General features: G+C 65.8%; 15 protein-coding genes. 3 read left to right on the plus strand and 12 right to left on the minus strand.

What is annotated here, in order from left to right; translation table 11 throughout:
• Nucleotides 1-27: 27 nt before the first annotated feature.
• The 6 genes from argR to HNP46_RS21685 all read right to left on the minus strand — a co-directional run bounded on the left by argR (nt 28) and on the right by HNP46_RS21685 (nt 5,274).
• Nucleotides 28-1,011, minus strand: coding sequence for a transcriptional regulator ArgR (argR, locus tag HNP46_RS21660; RefSeq protein WP_184593040.1), 984 nt, complete (start codon nt 1,009-1,011; stop codon nt 28-30).
• A 34-nt stretch (nt 1,012-1,045) separates the two neighbouring features.
• Complete coding sequence (aotP, locus tag HNP46_RS21665) at nt 1,046-1,810, minus strand: arginine/ornithine transport ATP-binding protein AotP (RefSeq protein WP_184593042.1); 765 nt, start codon at nt 1,808-1,810, stop codon at nt 1,046-1,048.
• 17 nt (nt 1,811-1,827) lie between these two features.
• Nucleotides 1,828-2,940, minus strand: coding sequence for a succinylglutamate desuccinylase/aspartoacylase family protein (locus HNP46_RS21670; RefSeq protein WP_184593044.1), 1,113 nt, complete (start codon nt 2,938-2,940; stop codon nt 1,828-1,830).
• Nucleotides 2,941-2,950: 10 nt separating this feature from the next.
• Complete coding sequence (locus HNP46_RS21675) at nt 2,951-3,649, minus strand: ABC transporter permease (RefSeq protein ID WP_184593046.1); 699 nt, start codon at nt 3,647-3,649, stop codon at nt 2,951-2,953.
• A gap of 16 nt (nt 3,650-3,665) precedes the next feature.
• The gene (locus HNP46_RS21680; RefSeq protein WP_184593048.1) at nt 3,666-4,355 is read right to left on the minus strand and encodes an ABC transporter permease; all 690 of its coding nucleotides are present in this window, start codon (nt 4,353-4,355) and stop codon (nt 3,666-3,668) included.
• 139 nt (nt 4,356-4,494) lie between these two features.
• Entirely contained in the window at nt 4,495-5,274 is a 780-nt protein-coding gene (locus tag HNP46_RS21685) for an ABC transporter substrate-binding protein (RefSeq protein ID WP_184593050.1), read from the minus strand.
• Nucleotides 5,275-5,790: 516 nt separating this feature from the next.
• On the opposite strand from HNP46_RS21685, the gene HNP46_RS21690 reads away from it, so the two are divergent.
• Complete coding sequence (locus HNP46_RS21690) at nt 5,791-6,516, plus strand: MBL fold metallo-hydrolase (RefSeq protein ID WP_184593052.1); 726 nt, start codon at nt 5,791-5,793, stop codon at nt 6,514-6,516.
• 73 nt (nt 6,517-6,589) lie between these two features.
• On the opposite strand, the gene HNP46_RS35920 is transcribed toward HNP46_RS21690, so the two are convergent.
• From HNP46_RS35920 to HNP46_RS21705, 4 genes are all read right to left on the minus strand, one after another.
• Nucleotides 6,590-6,724, minus strand: a complete 135-nt coding sequence (locus tag HNP46_RS35920; protein WP_260403232.1) for a PA1414 family protein — start codon at nt 6,722-6,724, stop codon at nt 6,590-6,592.
• A gap of 175 nt (nt 6,725-6,899) precedes the next feature.
• Complete coding sequence (locus tag HNP46_RS21695; protein WP_184593054.1) at nt 6,900-7,838, minus strand: DMT family transporter; 939 nt, start codon at nt 7,836-7,838, stop codon at nt 6,900-6,902.
• Nucleotides 7,839-8,023: 185 nt separating this feature from the next.
• Nucleotides 8,024-9,121, minus strand: a complete 1,098-nt coding sequence (locus tag HNP46_RS21700) for an extracellular solute-binding protein (RefSeq protein ID WP_184593056.1) — start codon at nt 9,119-9,121, stop codon at nt 8,024-8,026.
• Nucleotides 9,122-9,224: 103 nt separating this feature from the next.
• Nucleotides 9,225-10,265 carry a histone deacetylase family protein gene (locus HNP46_RS21705; protein WP_184593058.1) on the minus strand — a complete coding sequence of 347 codons (1,041 nt, stop codon included), beginning with the start codon at nt 10,263-10,265 and terminating at the stop codon, nt 9,225-9,227.
• 267 nt (nt 10,266-10,532) lie between these two features.
• On the opposite strand from HNP46_RS21705, the gene HNP46_RS21710 reads away from it, so the two are divergent.
• Nucleotides 10,533-12,992, plus strand: coding sequence for a DUF3772 domain-containing protein (locus HNP46_RS21710; protein WP_184593060.1), 2,460 nt, complete (start codon nt 10,533-10,535; stop codon nt 12,990-12,992).
• Nucleotides 12,993-13,163: 171 nt separating this feature from the next.
• Nucleotides 13,164-13,730: a hypothetical protein gene (locus tag HNP46_RS21715; protein WP_184593062.1), complete on the plus strand. Its 567-nt coding sequence runs from the start codon at nt 13,164-13,166 to the stop codon at nt 13,728-13,730.
• Between the two features lie 70 nt (nt 13,731-13,800).
• Here the strand turns inward: HNP46_RS21715 and HNP46_RS21720 are convergent, their stop codons facing one another.
• Nucleotides 13,801-14,016: a DUF3079 domain-containing protein gene (locus HNP46_RS21720; protein ID WP_184593238.1), complete on the minus strand. Its 216-nt coding sequence runs from the start codon at nt 14,014-14,016 to the stop codon at nt 13,801-13,803.
• Between the two features lie 91 nt (nt 14,017-14,107).
• Complete coding sequence (locus HNP46_RS21725) at nt 14,108-15,121, minus strand: AraC family transcriptional regulator (RefSeq protein WP_184593064.1); 1,014 nt, start codon at nt 15,119-15,121, stop codon at nt 14,108-14,110.
• Between the last annotated feature and the right edge of the window lie 188 nt (nt 15,122-15,309).

Genomic DNA, 15,309 nt, shown 5'->3' on the forward strand with positions numbered 1-15,309 from the left:
GCTCCAAGCCATCCTACGCAAGAGCGGTCAGCCGCGCTCGGTGGCAGCCGGTGCGGCTTCGGCAGCGCTCTGGCCGCGGCGCTGGTTGCGGTCTTCGCGCGGGGTCACGCCGAAGAAGTTGCGGTAGGCGCTGGAGAAGTGCGGACCGCTGGAGAAGCCGCAGGACAGGCCGATCTGGATGATCGACTTGCTGGTCTGCATGAGCATCTGCCGCGCGCGGTTCAGGCGCAGTTCCAGGTAGTACTGGCTGGGCACGCGGGTCAGGTACTGCTTGAAGATGCGTTCCAGCTGGCGGCGCGAGACGCACACGTGCTGGGCGATCTCGTCGGTGGTCAGCGGCTCCTCGATGTTCGCCTCCATCAGCAGCACCGCCTGGGTGAGCTTCGGATGGCTGGAACCGAGGCGGTTCTTCAGCGGGATGCGCTGGCGTTCGGAGCCTTCGCGGATGCGCTCCACCACCAGCTCTTCGGAGACCGCGCCGGCCAGCTCCGCACCATGGTCGCGGGACAGTACGGCCAGCAGCAGGTCGAGCACCGCCATGCCGCCGCAGGCGCTGAGGCGATCACGGTCCCATTCGAACAGGTGGTTGGTGGCGATGACCTTGGGGTAACGCTCGGTGAAGTCGTCGTGCCAGCGCCAGTGCACGGCAGCGCGGTAGCCGTCGAGCAGGCCCAGCTGTGCCAGCGGATAGATGCCGGCGGACAGCGCGCCGATGCTCACACCGTTGCGCGACAGCTGCTTGAGCGCAGCGGCCAGCGGCGCGGCGACCGTCTGCGGAATCTCGTCGGCGACCAGGAAGATGCGCTGGCATTGCTCCAGCACGCCGTTCCAGGCCTGCCCCGGCAGGCGCCAGCCGTCGGCCTCGGCCACCGCTTCGGCACTCATGAACACCGGTTCGTAGAGCGCCTCGGGGTGCAGCCGGCGGGCGACCCGCAGGGCCTCCTCGGCCAGACCGAGGGTCAGCGCCCGCGTGTGCGGCCAGAGGAGGAATCCGATGCGTTGTGCGGTCATGCGGTCAGGTCACCAGGCGACTGTATCGAACAGCTTACTTCAAGCTGCCGGAAAGGAACTGCTTGAGGCGTTCGGATTGCGGATTGGCCAGGACTTCCTTCGGACAGCCCGCCTCTTCCACCACGCCCTTGTGCAGGAACACCAACTGATTGGAGACCTCGCGGGCGAAGCCCATCTCGTGGGTCACCACCACCATGGTGCGGCCTTCCTGGGCCAGGTCCTGCATGACCCGCAGGACTTCGCCGACCAGCTCGGGGTCGAGCGCCGAGGTCGGCTCGTCGAACAGCATGACTTCCGGCTCGACCGCCAGGGCACGGGCGATGGCCACGCGCTGCTGCTCGCCGCCGGACATGTGCGCGGGATAGGCGTCCTTGCGGTGCGCCACGCCGACTTTTGCCAGGTAGTGCTCGGCCTTTTCCAGCGCTTCTTTCTTCGAGACGCCCAGCACATGGACCGGCGCTTCGATGACGTTTTCCAGGGCGCTCATGTGCGACCACAGGTTGAAGTGCTGGAACACCATCGACAGGCGCGAGCGCATGCGCTGCAGTTGCTTGGCATCGGCGGCCTTGAGCGCGCCGTCCTTGTTCGGCACCAGCTTGAGCTCTTCGCCGTTGAGCAGGATCTTGCCGGCGTGGGGCTGCTCCAGCAGGTTGATGCAGCGCAGGAAGGTACTCTTGCCCGAGCCGGAGGAGCCGATGATGCTGATCACGTCGCCCGCCTTCGCCGCCAGCGAGACGCCCTTGAGCACCTCGTGACTGCCGTAGCGCTTGTGCAGGTCCTGGATTTCCAGTTTGTACATGGTGTCGGTTCTCGAATTCAGTCGTTGATCAGCCGGCCCTTGCGGAACGGCTCACGCCCGGCCACCTTGGCCAGCCAAAGCCCCGGCTGGGCATAGCGCCCACGCTCGATGGCGAACAGCACGCCGGAAGTGCCGGCGCGAACGGTGCTGACCTGGTCGTTCAGCGGGTCGACCACTTCGAACAGTGCGTCGCCCTTCTCCACCCACTCCCCCGCCTTGCGCAGGTAGCTCACCACGCCAACATGGGGGGCGTAGAGGTATTCGGTGCCTTCGAAGGGCATGCCTTCGCAGCATTCGGCCGGGGCCGCCGGCCAGTCGCCGGTGATCAGGCCCTGCTCGGCGAGGAAGCCGAGGATGGCTTCGGCGTTGGCCTGCCCCTGGTCGACGCGGGTATCGCCCACGCCGCCCAGCTCGACGGTGGTCGCCAGGCACGCCAGCGGAATCGCCGCCTTGGGGAAGGCCTGGGACAGGCGCAGCCAGGGCAGCGAGCAGGATTCGTCAAAGGAGCTGCCGCCGGAATCTTCGGCCAGCAGCGCGACGCCGGCCTTCAGCCGCGCGGCCAGGGATTTCCAGCGCGGCCAGTGCTGCGGGATCGCGTAGACGTGGATGGCCGCGTCGAAGTCGCAGTGCAGGTCGAGCACCACCTCGGCGTCGCAGGCGTGGCGCAGCAGGATACGCTGCATGCCCTGCAGCTCGGACGAAGCCGGCGGCAGTGCATCGAGGCCGTCGCGCATGGCCTGGCGGATCAGCTCGACGTTGGCGGCTTCATCGGCGCCCAGCTGGTCGCCGACACGTTCGGCAACCAGTGCCGACAGTTCGACGAAATCGCGGTTGAAGTTCTTCCCGCTGGCGAACTCGAAACGCCCCAGGTGGCTGGCCTGCAGGGTCTGGCCGAGGCCGATGGGGTTGGCCACCGGGACCAATTCGACGACGCAGTTCAGTTGCCCACGCGACTCCAGGTCGGCCAGGCGCTGCTTGAGTTCCCAGGCGGTGCGCATGCCCGGCAGCTCGTCGGCGTGCAGGCTGGACTGGATGTAGACCTTGCGCGGGCCCTTGCCGTAGCGGAAGACGCTCAGGCGGCGCTCGCTACCCAGGCTGCTCCACGGCAATAGATGATCGATACGTTCCACAGTCGTTTCCTCAGTGCTTGCGCGGCGCGAGATAGGCCAGCCAGCGGCGCTCGGCCAGCTTGAACAGGCGCACCAGGGTGAAGGTCATGATCAGGTAGAAGATGCCGGCGGTGATGAACGCCTCGAATGGCAGGTAGTACTGCGAGTACACGGTGCGCGCGGCGCCAGTGATGTCCACCAGGGTCACGATGGACGCCAGGCTGGTGGTCTGCAGCATCATGATCACTTCATTGCTGTACTGCGGCAGCGCGCGGCGCAGGGCCGAGGGCAGCAGGATGCGGCGGTACAGCTTGATCCGCGACATGCCCATGGCCTTGGCGGCTTCGATCTCGCCGTGCGGGGTGGCGCGGATGCTGCCGGCGAGGATTTCGGCGGTGTAGGCGCTGGTGTTGATGGCGAAGGCCGCGCAGGCGCAGAAGGTGGCGTTGGACAGCAGCGGCCACATCGCGCTTTCACGGACGAAGGCGAACTGCGCCAGGCCGTAGTAGATGAGGAACAGCTGCACCAGCATCGGCGTGCCGCGGATCACGTAGGTGTAGAGCCAGGCTGGCAGGTTCACCGCCGGGTTCTTCGAGCAGCGCATCAGCGCCAGCGGCACCGCCGCCAGCAGGCCGAAGAACAGCGAGATCGCCAGCAGCTTGAGGGTCACCAACAGGCCGCTGAAGTAGAGCGGCAGGCTGTCCCAGATGACGGTGTAATCAAAGATCATGCGAGGGCTCCCGGACTCAAAGCTCGGCGACTTTCACGCCGACCGAATAGCGGCGTTCGAGCAGGCGCAGCAGCACCAGGGAGACGCTGGTGACCACCAGGTACAGCGCCGCCACGGCAAGGAAATAGGTGAAGGGTTCGCGGGTCGCGTCCGAGGCCTGTTTGGCCTTGAACATCATGTCCTGCAGGCCGACCACGGAGATCAGCGCGGTGGCCTTGACCAGCACCAGCCAGTTGTTGGTGAAGCCGGGGATGGCCAGGCGGATCATCTGCGGCACCTGGATGCGGAAGAACACCTGCAGCGGACTCATGCCGTAGGCGAAGCCGGCTTCGCCCTGCCCTTTCGGGATGGCCATGAAGGCGCCACGGAAGGTCTCGGAAAGGTAGGCGCCGAAGATGAAGCCCAGGGTGCCGACGCCGGAGGCGAACGGGTTGAGGTCGATGTAGTCGTCATAGCCGACCATCGGCGCGACCCAGTTCACCGCGGCCTGGCCGCCGTAGAAGATCAGCAGGATCAGCACGAGGTCCGGTACGCCACGGATCACGGTGGAATAGAGGTCGCCGCACCAGGCCAGCCACTTCACCGGCGACAGGCGGATGGCCGCGCCGAGCAGACCCAGCGCGATCGCCAGGGCCATCGACAGCAGGGACAGCTGAAGCGTCAGCCAGGCACCATCGACGATGGTGGCTCCGTAGCCATTGAGCATAATTTCGTACCTCGTGAAACCGGACGCCGCCCGCACCGACACGGACGCTCAGGGCGAGCGCAAGGCAGGCTCACCCCCAATAAAAAAGTGGCACAAACATCAGGACCAGGCCTGGGTCTGTGCCACTTGCGGACGTGGATCAGTTCTCGCCGTAGACGTCGAACTTGAAGTACTTGTCCTGGACTTCCTTGTACTTGCCGTTGGCACGGATGCCGGCGATGGCCGTGTTGAATTTCTCGGCCAGGGCGGTATCGCCCTTGCGCACGGCGATGCCGGCGCCACCACCGAAGTACTTCGGATCGTTGTATTCGGGGCCTACGAAGGCGTAGCCCTTGCCGGCGTCGGTTTTCAGGAAGCCGTCGTCGAGGTTGACCGAGTCGGCCATGGTCGCGTCGATGCGGCCGGAGACCAGGTCCATGTTGGCTTCGTTCTGCGAGTTGTAGCGCACCACTTCGATTCCGGCCGGGGCCAGGACGTCGGTGGCATAGCGGTCATGGGTGGAAGCGCGCAGTACACCGACCTTCTTGCCCTTGAGGTCGACCAGCGGGTCGTTCAGGGTCACGCCTTCCTTCATCACGAAGCGCGCGGGGGTGTGGTAGTACTTGTTGGTGAAGTCGACGGACTTCTTGCGCTCGTCGGTGATGGTCATCGACGAGAGGATGGCGTCGATCTTGCGAACCTTCAGCGCCGGGATCAGGCCGTCGAACTCCTGCTCGACCCAGGTGCACTTGACCTTCATCTCTTCGCACAGGGCGTTGCCGATATCCACGTCGAAACCGGCGAGCTTGCCGTCGGGCGTCTTGAAGGAGAACGGCGGATAACCGGCTTCGATGCCGATGCGCACCGGCTTGTCGTCAGCGTGGGCAACCAGGGAAAGCGCGGACAGGGCCAGCGCACCGAGAAGTGCAAACTTCTTCATCAGTAACTCCTTCGAGGGTAGGACTTCGATGGCAGGAGAAAGGGGTTGGCCCAGGCTGCCCGTGCAGAAGTGAAGGTTATTGTTCGTCTGCGCATTGCCGGCGCGATTCTTGTGAAAAGCGCGCCTACCGGGGTGAGCGGCATTCTAGCGACAGCCCCGGAGCGGTTATTTCTTCAATGCGACAAGTAATTATAGAAGCGCTGGAGACGGCGCCCCAGCGGCTTGACGGCGCGGATTTTACGTGATCCTAAAGCAGATAGTAAAACCCTGATTACTAGCAGTAATCGGGCCACAAACATCGAATCCCAGGCTCGACGCGGGGTGCGCGATATTGACTGATTCCGCGCGGACAGAAAAGACGCACCGAAGCTGTGCGAAATGTTTCCTGGCGCCTCATTTTGTCGCAGGGAAATGTTACCGGGGTAGCGCTGGCGCACTCCGCCCTGCCCTGCCTAGGATGGCGCCCAGGCCGGGCGCGCCCGCCAACGCGCCCCATGGAATACAGGAACCCGCCCCATGAAGATCGTCACCCGTGACCGCTGGTTCGAGGTCCGCCACTGCTACGACGGCGTCAGCCTGATCCACGAGCCCTTCGTCCGCCCCTTCTACCGCTGCAACCTGTGGCACATCCAGGGCCGCGAGCGCGACGTGCTGGTGGACAGCGGCTCCGGCCTGGTCAGCCTGCGCGAGCAGTTGCCCTGGCTCACCGAGCGGCCGCTGCTGGCGGTGGCCAGCCACACCCACTTCGACCACATCGCCGGCCACCACGAGTTCGACGAGCGCCTGGTGCACCCGGCCGAAGCCGACATCCTCGCCAACCCCGACGGCGAGCGCACCCTGGCCAGCGCCTTCGTTGGCGACGAGATGTTCGATGCGCACCCGGACTGCCCGCTGTGCTACGCCGAATACCGCGTCAAGGCCGCGCCGGCCACCCGCACCATCGACGAAGGCGACGTGCTCGATCTGGGCGACCGCACCCTGCAGGTACTGCACACCCCCGGCCACTCGCCGGGCGGCATCAGCCTGTGGGAAGAGAAGACGCAAACGCTGTTCTCCGGCGACATCATCTACGACGGCCCGCTGATCGAAGACGCCTACCACTCCAACCTAGACGACTACGCCGCGAGCCTGGCGCGCCTGCGCGAGCTGCCGGTGCGCACCGTGCACGGCGGGCACTTCGAGAGTTTCTCCGGGGAAAGGCTGAAGGCGATGATCGACGACTGGTTCAAGGCCCACGAATGACAGGCAGTCCGTGAAGAACCCAAAGAAAAACCCGCCAGCTGGCGGGTTTTCTTTTGTGTCCAACGCAGCGCGATCAGTAGCGGCGGCGCTGTTCCATCAGGCGACGTTGCTCGTCGCTGCGGATGGGGATGGGTTGCAGACGTGGAGGCTCGATCAGGCCGAGCGTGACACCGAGTTTCCACGCAATGCTTTGCAGCCAGACTTTCATGGAACGCCTCCTCGTGCGAATTCAGGTCGGGCGACCCGTTACCACCATGGGCCGCCCTAGGAAGAATAGCCCGGCGTCCCACTCTCCGCCCGTGCCACTCAATCCTTGAAACAAAGACTATCGCCTTCCCCCGCCGCGACGCCTGACCTGAATCAAGTGCGCGACATTTCCCACATCAGCGGCGAAGCATCCGGCGAATCCATTGCTCGCTGCTCACCAGGGTGATACCCGCCAGCACCAGCGCGGCGCCGGCGACGAAGTTCAAGGTCAGCGGCTCGCCGAGGATCAGCACGCCGAAGGCGATGCCGAACATCGGCGTCATGAAGGAAAACACCGCCAGGTTCGACGCCAGGTAGCGGCGCAGCAGCCAGAACCAGGTGAAGTAGCTGAAGAACGACACCACCAGCCCCTGGAACAGCACGCTGCCCACGCCGATGGCGGTGAAGCTGACGTCCTGGGTCTTGCCCAGCGCCAGCGCGGCGAATGGCAGCAGCAATGCGGCGATCAGCAACTGGTAGAACAGCGTCAGGATCGGCTTGGCCTCGGACAGCCGCGTGGTGCGCACCGCCACCGTGGTAATGCCCCAGGCGAATCCGGCCAGCACGCCGAAGGCATCGCCCAGCAGTACTCGGCTATCCATGTTGGCGAAGTCGAAGCCACCGCCAAAGCACAGGGCGATACCGCCGAAGCACACGCCGATGCCGATCCATTGCAGCGGCCGCAGGCGCTCGCTGGGCAGCAGGAAATGCAGCGCCAGCGCGGAGAAGATCGGCGCCGTATAGATGAACACCGCCATGTGCGAAGCCGAGGTGTAGACCAGCCCCTGGGCGATGAAGAAGAACTCGGCGGCGAACAGCACGCCGGCCAGCAGCCCACCCTTGAGCGTGCCCTGGCGCAGGAAGCCTTCCCAGCCGCCGCGCCAGCACATGATCAGGCCCACCGCCACGGCGGCCACCAGGTTGCGCCCGAAGGCCTGCATGATCGGTGCAATGTCGTGGGCGGCGAGTTTCACCATCACCGCCTGGATACCCCAGATCACGCACAGGCCGGTCATGACCTGGATGGCGAAGGCGTCGGCGCCCTTGCGCTCGACGATGTTGGCCTGGGAATTCATGAGCGCCCCCTTGCGAAGGCGTTTGCAGCGATTCGGCAGTTCATGGCAAGGCTCGGCAGCAAGGACAAAAGTGGGAAGCCCAAATAGGAATCGGCGGACTTCCTCGAAGAAAGTCCGCCGATCATGCCAGTTGGCGCCCGCCGGCCGCCAACGGTAATCCGCTGTTCAGCCAGCCATCTGCGACATTATTTCCCGGATTTCACCTGGGTCCAGGTGCGGGTACGGATGCGCTCCAGCTTGGGCGGCAGCATCTCCACCGAGAACAGCTTGGCCTGCACGTCCGCCGGCGGGTAGACGTTGGGGTTGTCGTGCAGCTCCTTGGAGATCAGCCCGTCCGCCGCCTGGTTGGGGTTGGCGTAGGCAACGTAGTCGGAGATCGGCGCGACCACTTCCGGGCGCAGCAGGTAGTTGAGGAAGGCGTGGGCCTGCTCGACGTTCTTCGAATCCTTCGGAATCGCCAGCACGTCGAACCAGGCGGCGGCGCCTTCCTTGGGAATGCGGTACTCGATGTGGATGCCGTTGCCGGCTTCCTTGGCGCGGTTGGCCGCCTGCATCGCGCCGCCGGACCAGGCCAGGGCCACGCAGACGTCGCCGTTGGCCAGGTCAGTGACGAACTTCGAGGAGCTGAAGTAGGTGATGTTCGGGCGCAGTTTCGCCAGCAGTGCCTCGGCCTTCTTGTAGTCGTCCGGGTTGTGGCTGTTGGGCGACAGGCCCAGGTAATGCAGGACCTGCGGGATCACCTCGGTGGGCGAATCGAGGAAGGCCACGCCGCAGGATTTCAGCTTGGCGAGGTTCTCGGGCTTGAACACCAGGTCCCAGGAATCCACCGGCGCGTTGTCGCCGAGCACGGCCTTGACCTTGTCGACGTTGTAGGCGATGCCGTTGGTGCCCCACATGTAGGGCATCACGTACTGGTTGCCCGGGTCCTTGCTCTCCAGCACCTTGAGCAGCGCCGGGTTGAGGTTCTTCCAGTTGGGCAGCTTGCTCTTGTCCAGCGGCTGGAACACACCGGCCTTCAGGTAGTTGGGCAGGAAGCTGTCGCTGGGCACCACCACGTCATAGCCCGAGTGGCCGGACAGCAGCTTGGCTTCGAGCACTTCGTTGCTGTCGTAGACGTCGTATTGCGGCTTGATGCCGGTCTCGCTCTGGAAGCCCTTGAGGGTGTCCGGACCGATGTAGTCGAACCAGTTGTAGATGCGCACTTCCGGCGCAGCGCTGGCGGCGCCGGCGGTGACGAGGGTGGCGGCGGCGAGCAGGCCGCGCAGCGCGGTGTTCTTGTTCATGTCCTTCCCCAGTTAAATGCGCTCGCACTCTGACCATTACCAACAACAGGTCGCGAGCCAATAAATGCAGTGGGGCGGATCATTGTCCGCCCCATCTCTTGGATCAGCTTGCAGCGCCTTCGTAGCCCTGCAGCACGTTCACCGCGTTGACGCCGATGGCCTCAACCGCGTACCCGCCTTCCATGATGAACAGGGTCGGGATACCCAGTGCGGCGATGCGCTCGCCCATCTTCAGGTAGTCCGGACTGTCCAGCTTGAACTCGGAAATCGGGTCGTCCTTATACGTATCCACGCCCAGCGATACAACCACGGCGTCCGGCGCGTAGTCGGCGATCTTCCGGCAAGCGTCGTCCAGCGCGGCGAACCAGCCGTCCCAGCCGGTGCCGTGCGGCAGCGGGTAGTTGTGGTTGTAGCCCTCGCCGGCGCCTTCGCCATGCTCGTTGGCGTGACCGAGGAAATACGGGTACTCCACCAGCGGGTCGCCGTGGATCGAGGCGAACAGTACGTCGTTGCGGCGGTAGAAGATGTCCTGGGTGCCGTTGCCGTGGTGGTAGTCCACGTCGAGGATGGCCACGCGCTTGGCGCCCTGGTCGAGGAAGGCCTGGCTGACGATGGCGGCGTTGTTGAGGAAGCAGTAGCCGCCCATGAAGTCGCTGCCGGCGTGGTGGCCCGGCGGACGGCACAGCGCGAAGGCGGTGCTGGCACCCTGGCGCATGTGGTCCTGGGCGGTCAGCGCGACCTGCGCCGAGCTGTACACGGCCTGCCAGGTGCCGGCGGTGATCGGCGCCTCGGTGTCGAAGCTGTAGTGCCCTACTTCGCCCATCAGCGCAGTCGGGATCGGACCGTCGCGCAGCAGGCGGCGGCCCGGGAAGGTGGTGGAGACCAGGTCGCCGGTGTGGCCTTCAGCCGCCCAGCGGGCCCAGGCGCCCTTGAGGAATTCGACATAGCGGGTGTTGTGCGCGCGCAGGATCGGCTCGAGGCCGAAGTCCTTGGGCTCGATGATCTCGCCCAGGTTCTGCGACTTCACGCGGGCCAGCACGGTGTCCGCGCGGCTGGGCATCTCGAAGCAGGGCTGGAGTTTGCCGTCGACCAGTTCGGACTGGCCGAAATGCAGGCGGTGATCATCGCTGTACACGGTAAGCATGGGAGTACCCTCTGAAGGATTCTTGTGGTCCGGTGTTGGGGTGTCCGGTGATGGGGAATTCTGCCCAGCGACCGCGCCGCACAGAACAGCGGGAGCGGCCAAAAGGGGATCGATGTGGCCAGAATTTCTGACCCTTAACCAACTGCATCATTGGATTATCCCCCTGCGCGTCACGAAGCCCAAGCGAGGCGGCGCTATGCTCAGGGAATTGCCACGGCGTCGACCGGTCGAACTCCGGTAAGCGTTTTGACCACAGGATGGGGGAACATGCGGGATACCTTCGTACGCGCCTGCAGCCGCGTGCTGCTGATGTTGACCTTGTCGCTCGCCGGCGCCGGCCTGGCCCTGGCGGACGAGCCCACCGACGTACAGGCCGGCGACAGCATCGAGCTGCCCGACCTGCCCGATGACGCCAACCTCGACCAGTTGAGCGATCGCCTGGAACTGATCCGCCAGCGCGTCTCCGCCGACAGCGATGACGGACTGCTGTCCAATCTGCGCCAGGCCGCCCTGGTGGTCCAGGGCCGCGCCGAACAGAGTGCCACCGACATCGGCACCCAGTTGGCGCGCACCGACGACCAGCTCAAGGTCCTCGGCCCGCAGACGCCCAATGAGGCTGCCAGCCTCACCAGCCAGCGCAACGACCTGCTGGCCGACCAGAAGCTGCAGCAGAAGCAGCAGGAACGGGCCAACCAGCTGGACAGGAACGCCCAGGACCTCGCCGCGCAGATCGTCAACCTGCGCCGCAGCCAGTTCAATTCGCAGATCGCCACGCGCTACGCACCGCCGCTCAGTCCACGCTTCTGGTCCAGCCTGATCCGCCCCACCGACGATGACCTGGCGCGCCTGCAGTCCATCCGCGGGCAGATCGGCGCGGCCTTTGCCGAAACCTGGCAACCCGAGCACCGCTGGCCCTTCCTCGCCTGCGTGCTCGCCGCCGGCCTGCTGTGGATACCCGGCCGACGGCTGCTGGAGCAGCTGCTGACCAAGGCGATGATCCGCTGGATCCCGGTCGGCCGCCTGCGCCGCAGCGCCCTGGCGCTGGCCGTGAGCCTGGCGACCATCGTCACCCTGGGCGGCGGCGCCACACTGATCCGCGAGGGGCTCGACTGGCACGAGCAACTCAATGGCAGCATGGCCAACCTGGGCGACCAGTTGCTCTCCCTGGTGATCTTCTGCACCTTCACCGCCGGCCTGGGGCGCGCCCTGCTGGCCGTGCAGCGCCCTTCCTGGCGTCTGCCCGACCTGCCCGACCCGGTGGCCACCGCCCTCTCGCCCTTCCCCTGGCTGATGGCCTGGCTGCTGGTCCTGCTGGGCACCCAGGAGCGCATCAACAGTGCCAGCGGCGCCAGCCTGGCGCTCACCGTGGCGGTCAACGGCATCACCGCCCTGGCCACCGCCGTCCTGTTCGCCACCGCCCTGTACCGCTACCGCCGGGCCCGGCGCGCAGCCGAAGGCCACGAGACCTCGCCGCTGGCCGGCATCCTCGTGCTGGCGATCCTGCTCACGGTGCTGCTGATCGTCCTGGCACTGGTCAGCGGCTACCTGTCGCTGGCCTACTTCCTCGCCGGCAAGCTGCTCTGGGCCAGCGTGGTCTGCGCCACCGGCTACCTGCTCACCAGCCTGTTCGTCGACCTCTGCGAATCGCTGCTGTCGCCCAGGCAGAAGATCGGCGGGCGGCTGGCCGAGAACCTCGGTGTCGATCCCCGGCACCAGGCGCAGTTCGCCACCCTGCTCAGCGGCGCCGGCCGCACGCTGCTGGTGCTGACCACCCTGCTGATCGCCTTCTCCACCTCCGGCACCAGCCCGGGCGAGCTGCTCCAGGGCCTGGTGCAGCTGGTGGAAAGCGGCCAGTCCCTGGGCCGCCTGAATATCGTCCCGCAGGACATCCTGCTGGCCCTCGGCACCCTGGCCGCCGGGCTGTTCGGCCTGCGCCTGCTCAAGCGCTGGCTGGCCGACGAGCTGCTGCCGGAAACCAGCATGGACGCCGGCATGCGCGCCTCCCTGGTAACCCTGGTGGGCTACCTGGGCATGGTCATCCTGGTGCTGCTGGTGCTCTCGGCGCTGCGCATCAACCTCACCAGCCTGACCTGGGTGGTCAGCGCCCTGTCGGTGGGCATCGGCTTCGGCCTGCAGGCCATCGTGCAGAACTTCATCTCCGGCCTGATCCTGCTCACCGAGCGCCCGGTCAAGGTGGGCGACTGGGTCAGCCTGACCGGCGGCGTGGAGGGCGATATCCGCCGGATCAACGTGCGCGCCACGGAAATCCAGATGTCCGACCAGTCCACGGTGATCGTGCCCAACTCGCAGTTCATCTCGCAGAACGTGCGCAACGTGACCATGGGCAGCGCCCTGGGCGTGGTCGGCATCAACCTCACTCTGCCGCTGGACACCGACGTGCAGAAAGTCCGCGAACTGATGCTCAAGGCCTACACCGAGCACCCGAACATCGTCGAGACGCCGGCGCCCTCGGTGACCTTCAAGGACCTGGGCGCCACCGGCCTGACCCTGGCCGCCTCGGGCAACGTCAGCAGCCCGCGCGCGGTGTACGGCACCAAGAGCGACCTGCTGTTCACCCTCTTCAGCGACCTGCGCGAGGCCGGCATCAACCTCAGCGTGCCGCAGAACCTGATCCTGCAGCGGCCATCCTTCACTCGCAGCATGCCGGCCGACGGGGACGCCATGCCGGCGGCCAGCGACGAGACACAGCCCAAACCCCAGCCCTAGAGCGGGCGCCGTGCGGGCCTCGACAGCGGCCGCAGCGAGGATCGCTTCGCTTGCCCGCAGCTCCCGGATCACGGGCGCTGCGGGCCGAAACAATTCGTCATTTTGCCGTCATCAATCGGTTATCTGGCCCATCGACACTCGCAGGCTTTCAACCCCAGGGAAGTCCCCGAGATGTTCCATAAAAAAGCCAACAAAGCTGCATCCCTCGCCCTGCTCGTCGTCGCCCTCGCGGGCTGCGCCGGCCAACCGCAGGTCGCCAGCAAGGAAGCCACGCCCAACAACGACGACTGGTACCTGGTGCGTACCGAGTCGACCCTCTACGTGTTCGATGACGCCACCGTCTACCGCGACTACCTGGTGACCGGTAAGACCGAGCACACCAAGGCCGTCGGCGAGAAGGACAAGTTCGGCCAGGACGTCGTGCTGGTGGTGCGCGCCGAGGACCAGGGCAAGGACGTGAAGAAGATCGCCGGCTACCAGTTCCTCAAGCAGAGCCTGCCGCCGGCCGCCGGCTTCTATGGCGAAATCCGCCAGGAAGGCGTGATCTACGTCGCCCAGCGCTACGGCGACATGGTCGACATGAACGGTCTGGGCGAACCGATCTTCCGCCACACCGAAATCGCCAGCGGGCCCAACGGCGAGCGCGTGGTGTACCTGATGCAGAAGGAAGAGAAGAAGCCGGTCGGCCTGATCGCCCGCTTCCAGAAGATCTACGGCATCACTCCCGCCAAGGGCTGATGACGAAAAAGCGCGCACTCCGGGGAGGGAGTGCGCGCTTTTTTCATTCTGTCGGGACGTCCGCGACCTGCTAGCTGGAAGTCTCCAGCTGTACGGCGGCAACCGTGTTCGGCGCCTCGATACCCCAGTCACCGAACTGGTACCAGTCATCACCGAGCATCTCGGCCGGATGCATGGTGCGGTCCGCACCGTTGCCGCAGGCCAGATTGGTGGCCGGGCAATAGCGGTCGCAGCCCCAGCAGATACGCTCGGGATGCGGCGGGTTGAGGGGGAATTTCTTGGCCATGGTCAGGCCCTCGGGTGTCCTGGTGGGATTACCCAAGGTATGCCTGGCGGACACCGAGGCTCCTTGATCCACGACAAGCCGGACGGAAATATCAGGCGCGGAAGTGACTCGGCGGCTGGCCGCTCCAGCGCTGGAAGGCGTGGCGCAGGCTGGCGGTTTCGCTGAAGCCGAGCTCCTCGGCGATGCGGTAGATCGGCATGTCGCCGTCCTGCAGCAGTTCCTTGGCGCGGGCGAAGCGCAGTTCGTCGAGCAGTTGCTGGTAGCTGGTCTGCTGTTGCTGCAGGTGCCGGCGCAGGCTGCGTGAAGAGCAGTTCAGGCGGCGCGCCAGTTCTTCCAGGCCCGGCGGCTCCTGCAGACGTTCGCCGAGGATCGCACGGACCTTGTCCAGCCAGGCGCGGCGGGCGGCCAGATCGATGTTCTGGCGGCGGCACTGTTCGAGCATTTCGCGGTGGGTCACCGCATCCGCCAGGGGCAGGCGCATGTCCAGCCAGGACGCGGGGAAGCCGATGGCGCTGCGCGCACAGTCGAAACTCAACGGGCAGCCGAACAGTGTGGCGTAGGCGGCGCGGCGATCGACCGGGCCGGCGTAGTCGAACTCGGCGCGCAGCAGCGGCAGCGGCTGGCCGAGCAGGTCGGCGCAGGCCACTTTCAGCGAGCCCAGGCAGAGTTCAGTGTTGAACGGTCGCAGGTCCTCTTCCTCGCCATAGCCGGTGGCGACCAGCCAGGCCATGTCGCCCTCCACTTCCAGCGCGAGGTGGAAGTAGGTACCCAGCAGTACCGGGTAGCTCAGGCCGATGCGCAGCGCCTCGCCCAGGGTCGGCGCGGAAATCAGCGCGTAGCCCAGCAGGCCATAGGCGGTGATCCGTGTGCGCACGCCCAGGCGCAGGCCGATGGCCGGCTCGCCAGCGAGACTCTGCACATTGCCGAAGACCTGCTGCTCCTGCCACGGGCTGACCAGCCGGCGCAGGTCGAGCAGGTCGGCGCCGGTGATGCCGCTGCCCTCGAGGATGGACTCGCGGCTGTGCCCCTCCGACTCCATCAGCGCAACGGTAAGCGAGGTCATGTGCAGGGAGTTGAGCCAGGTGGAGCGGGAGAAGGTAGTCATGGGATGCCCATCGTAGACGCCACGGCGCGCTGCCGGGTGTTACCGCGTGCGGCGCAGGTCAGGTGCAGGCAAGTTGCGTGCCGGCCACCCAGCGTGGCCGGATCGATCCCCATGTTACGGGGTCCGGGACCTGGGGCGGAGTCGCTCCGCCCGCAGACAAGGTTACCTTTGCGGACACCGGACGGTGC

This window comes from Pseudomonas nitroreducens (genome assembly GCF_014204515.1).
Classification (GTDB): Bacteria; Pseudomonadota; Gammaproteobacteria; order Pseudomonadales; family Pseudomonadaceae; genus Pseudomonas; species Pseudomonas nitritireducens_A.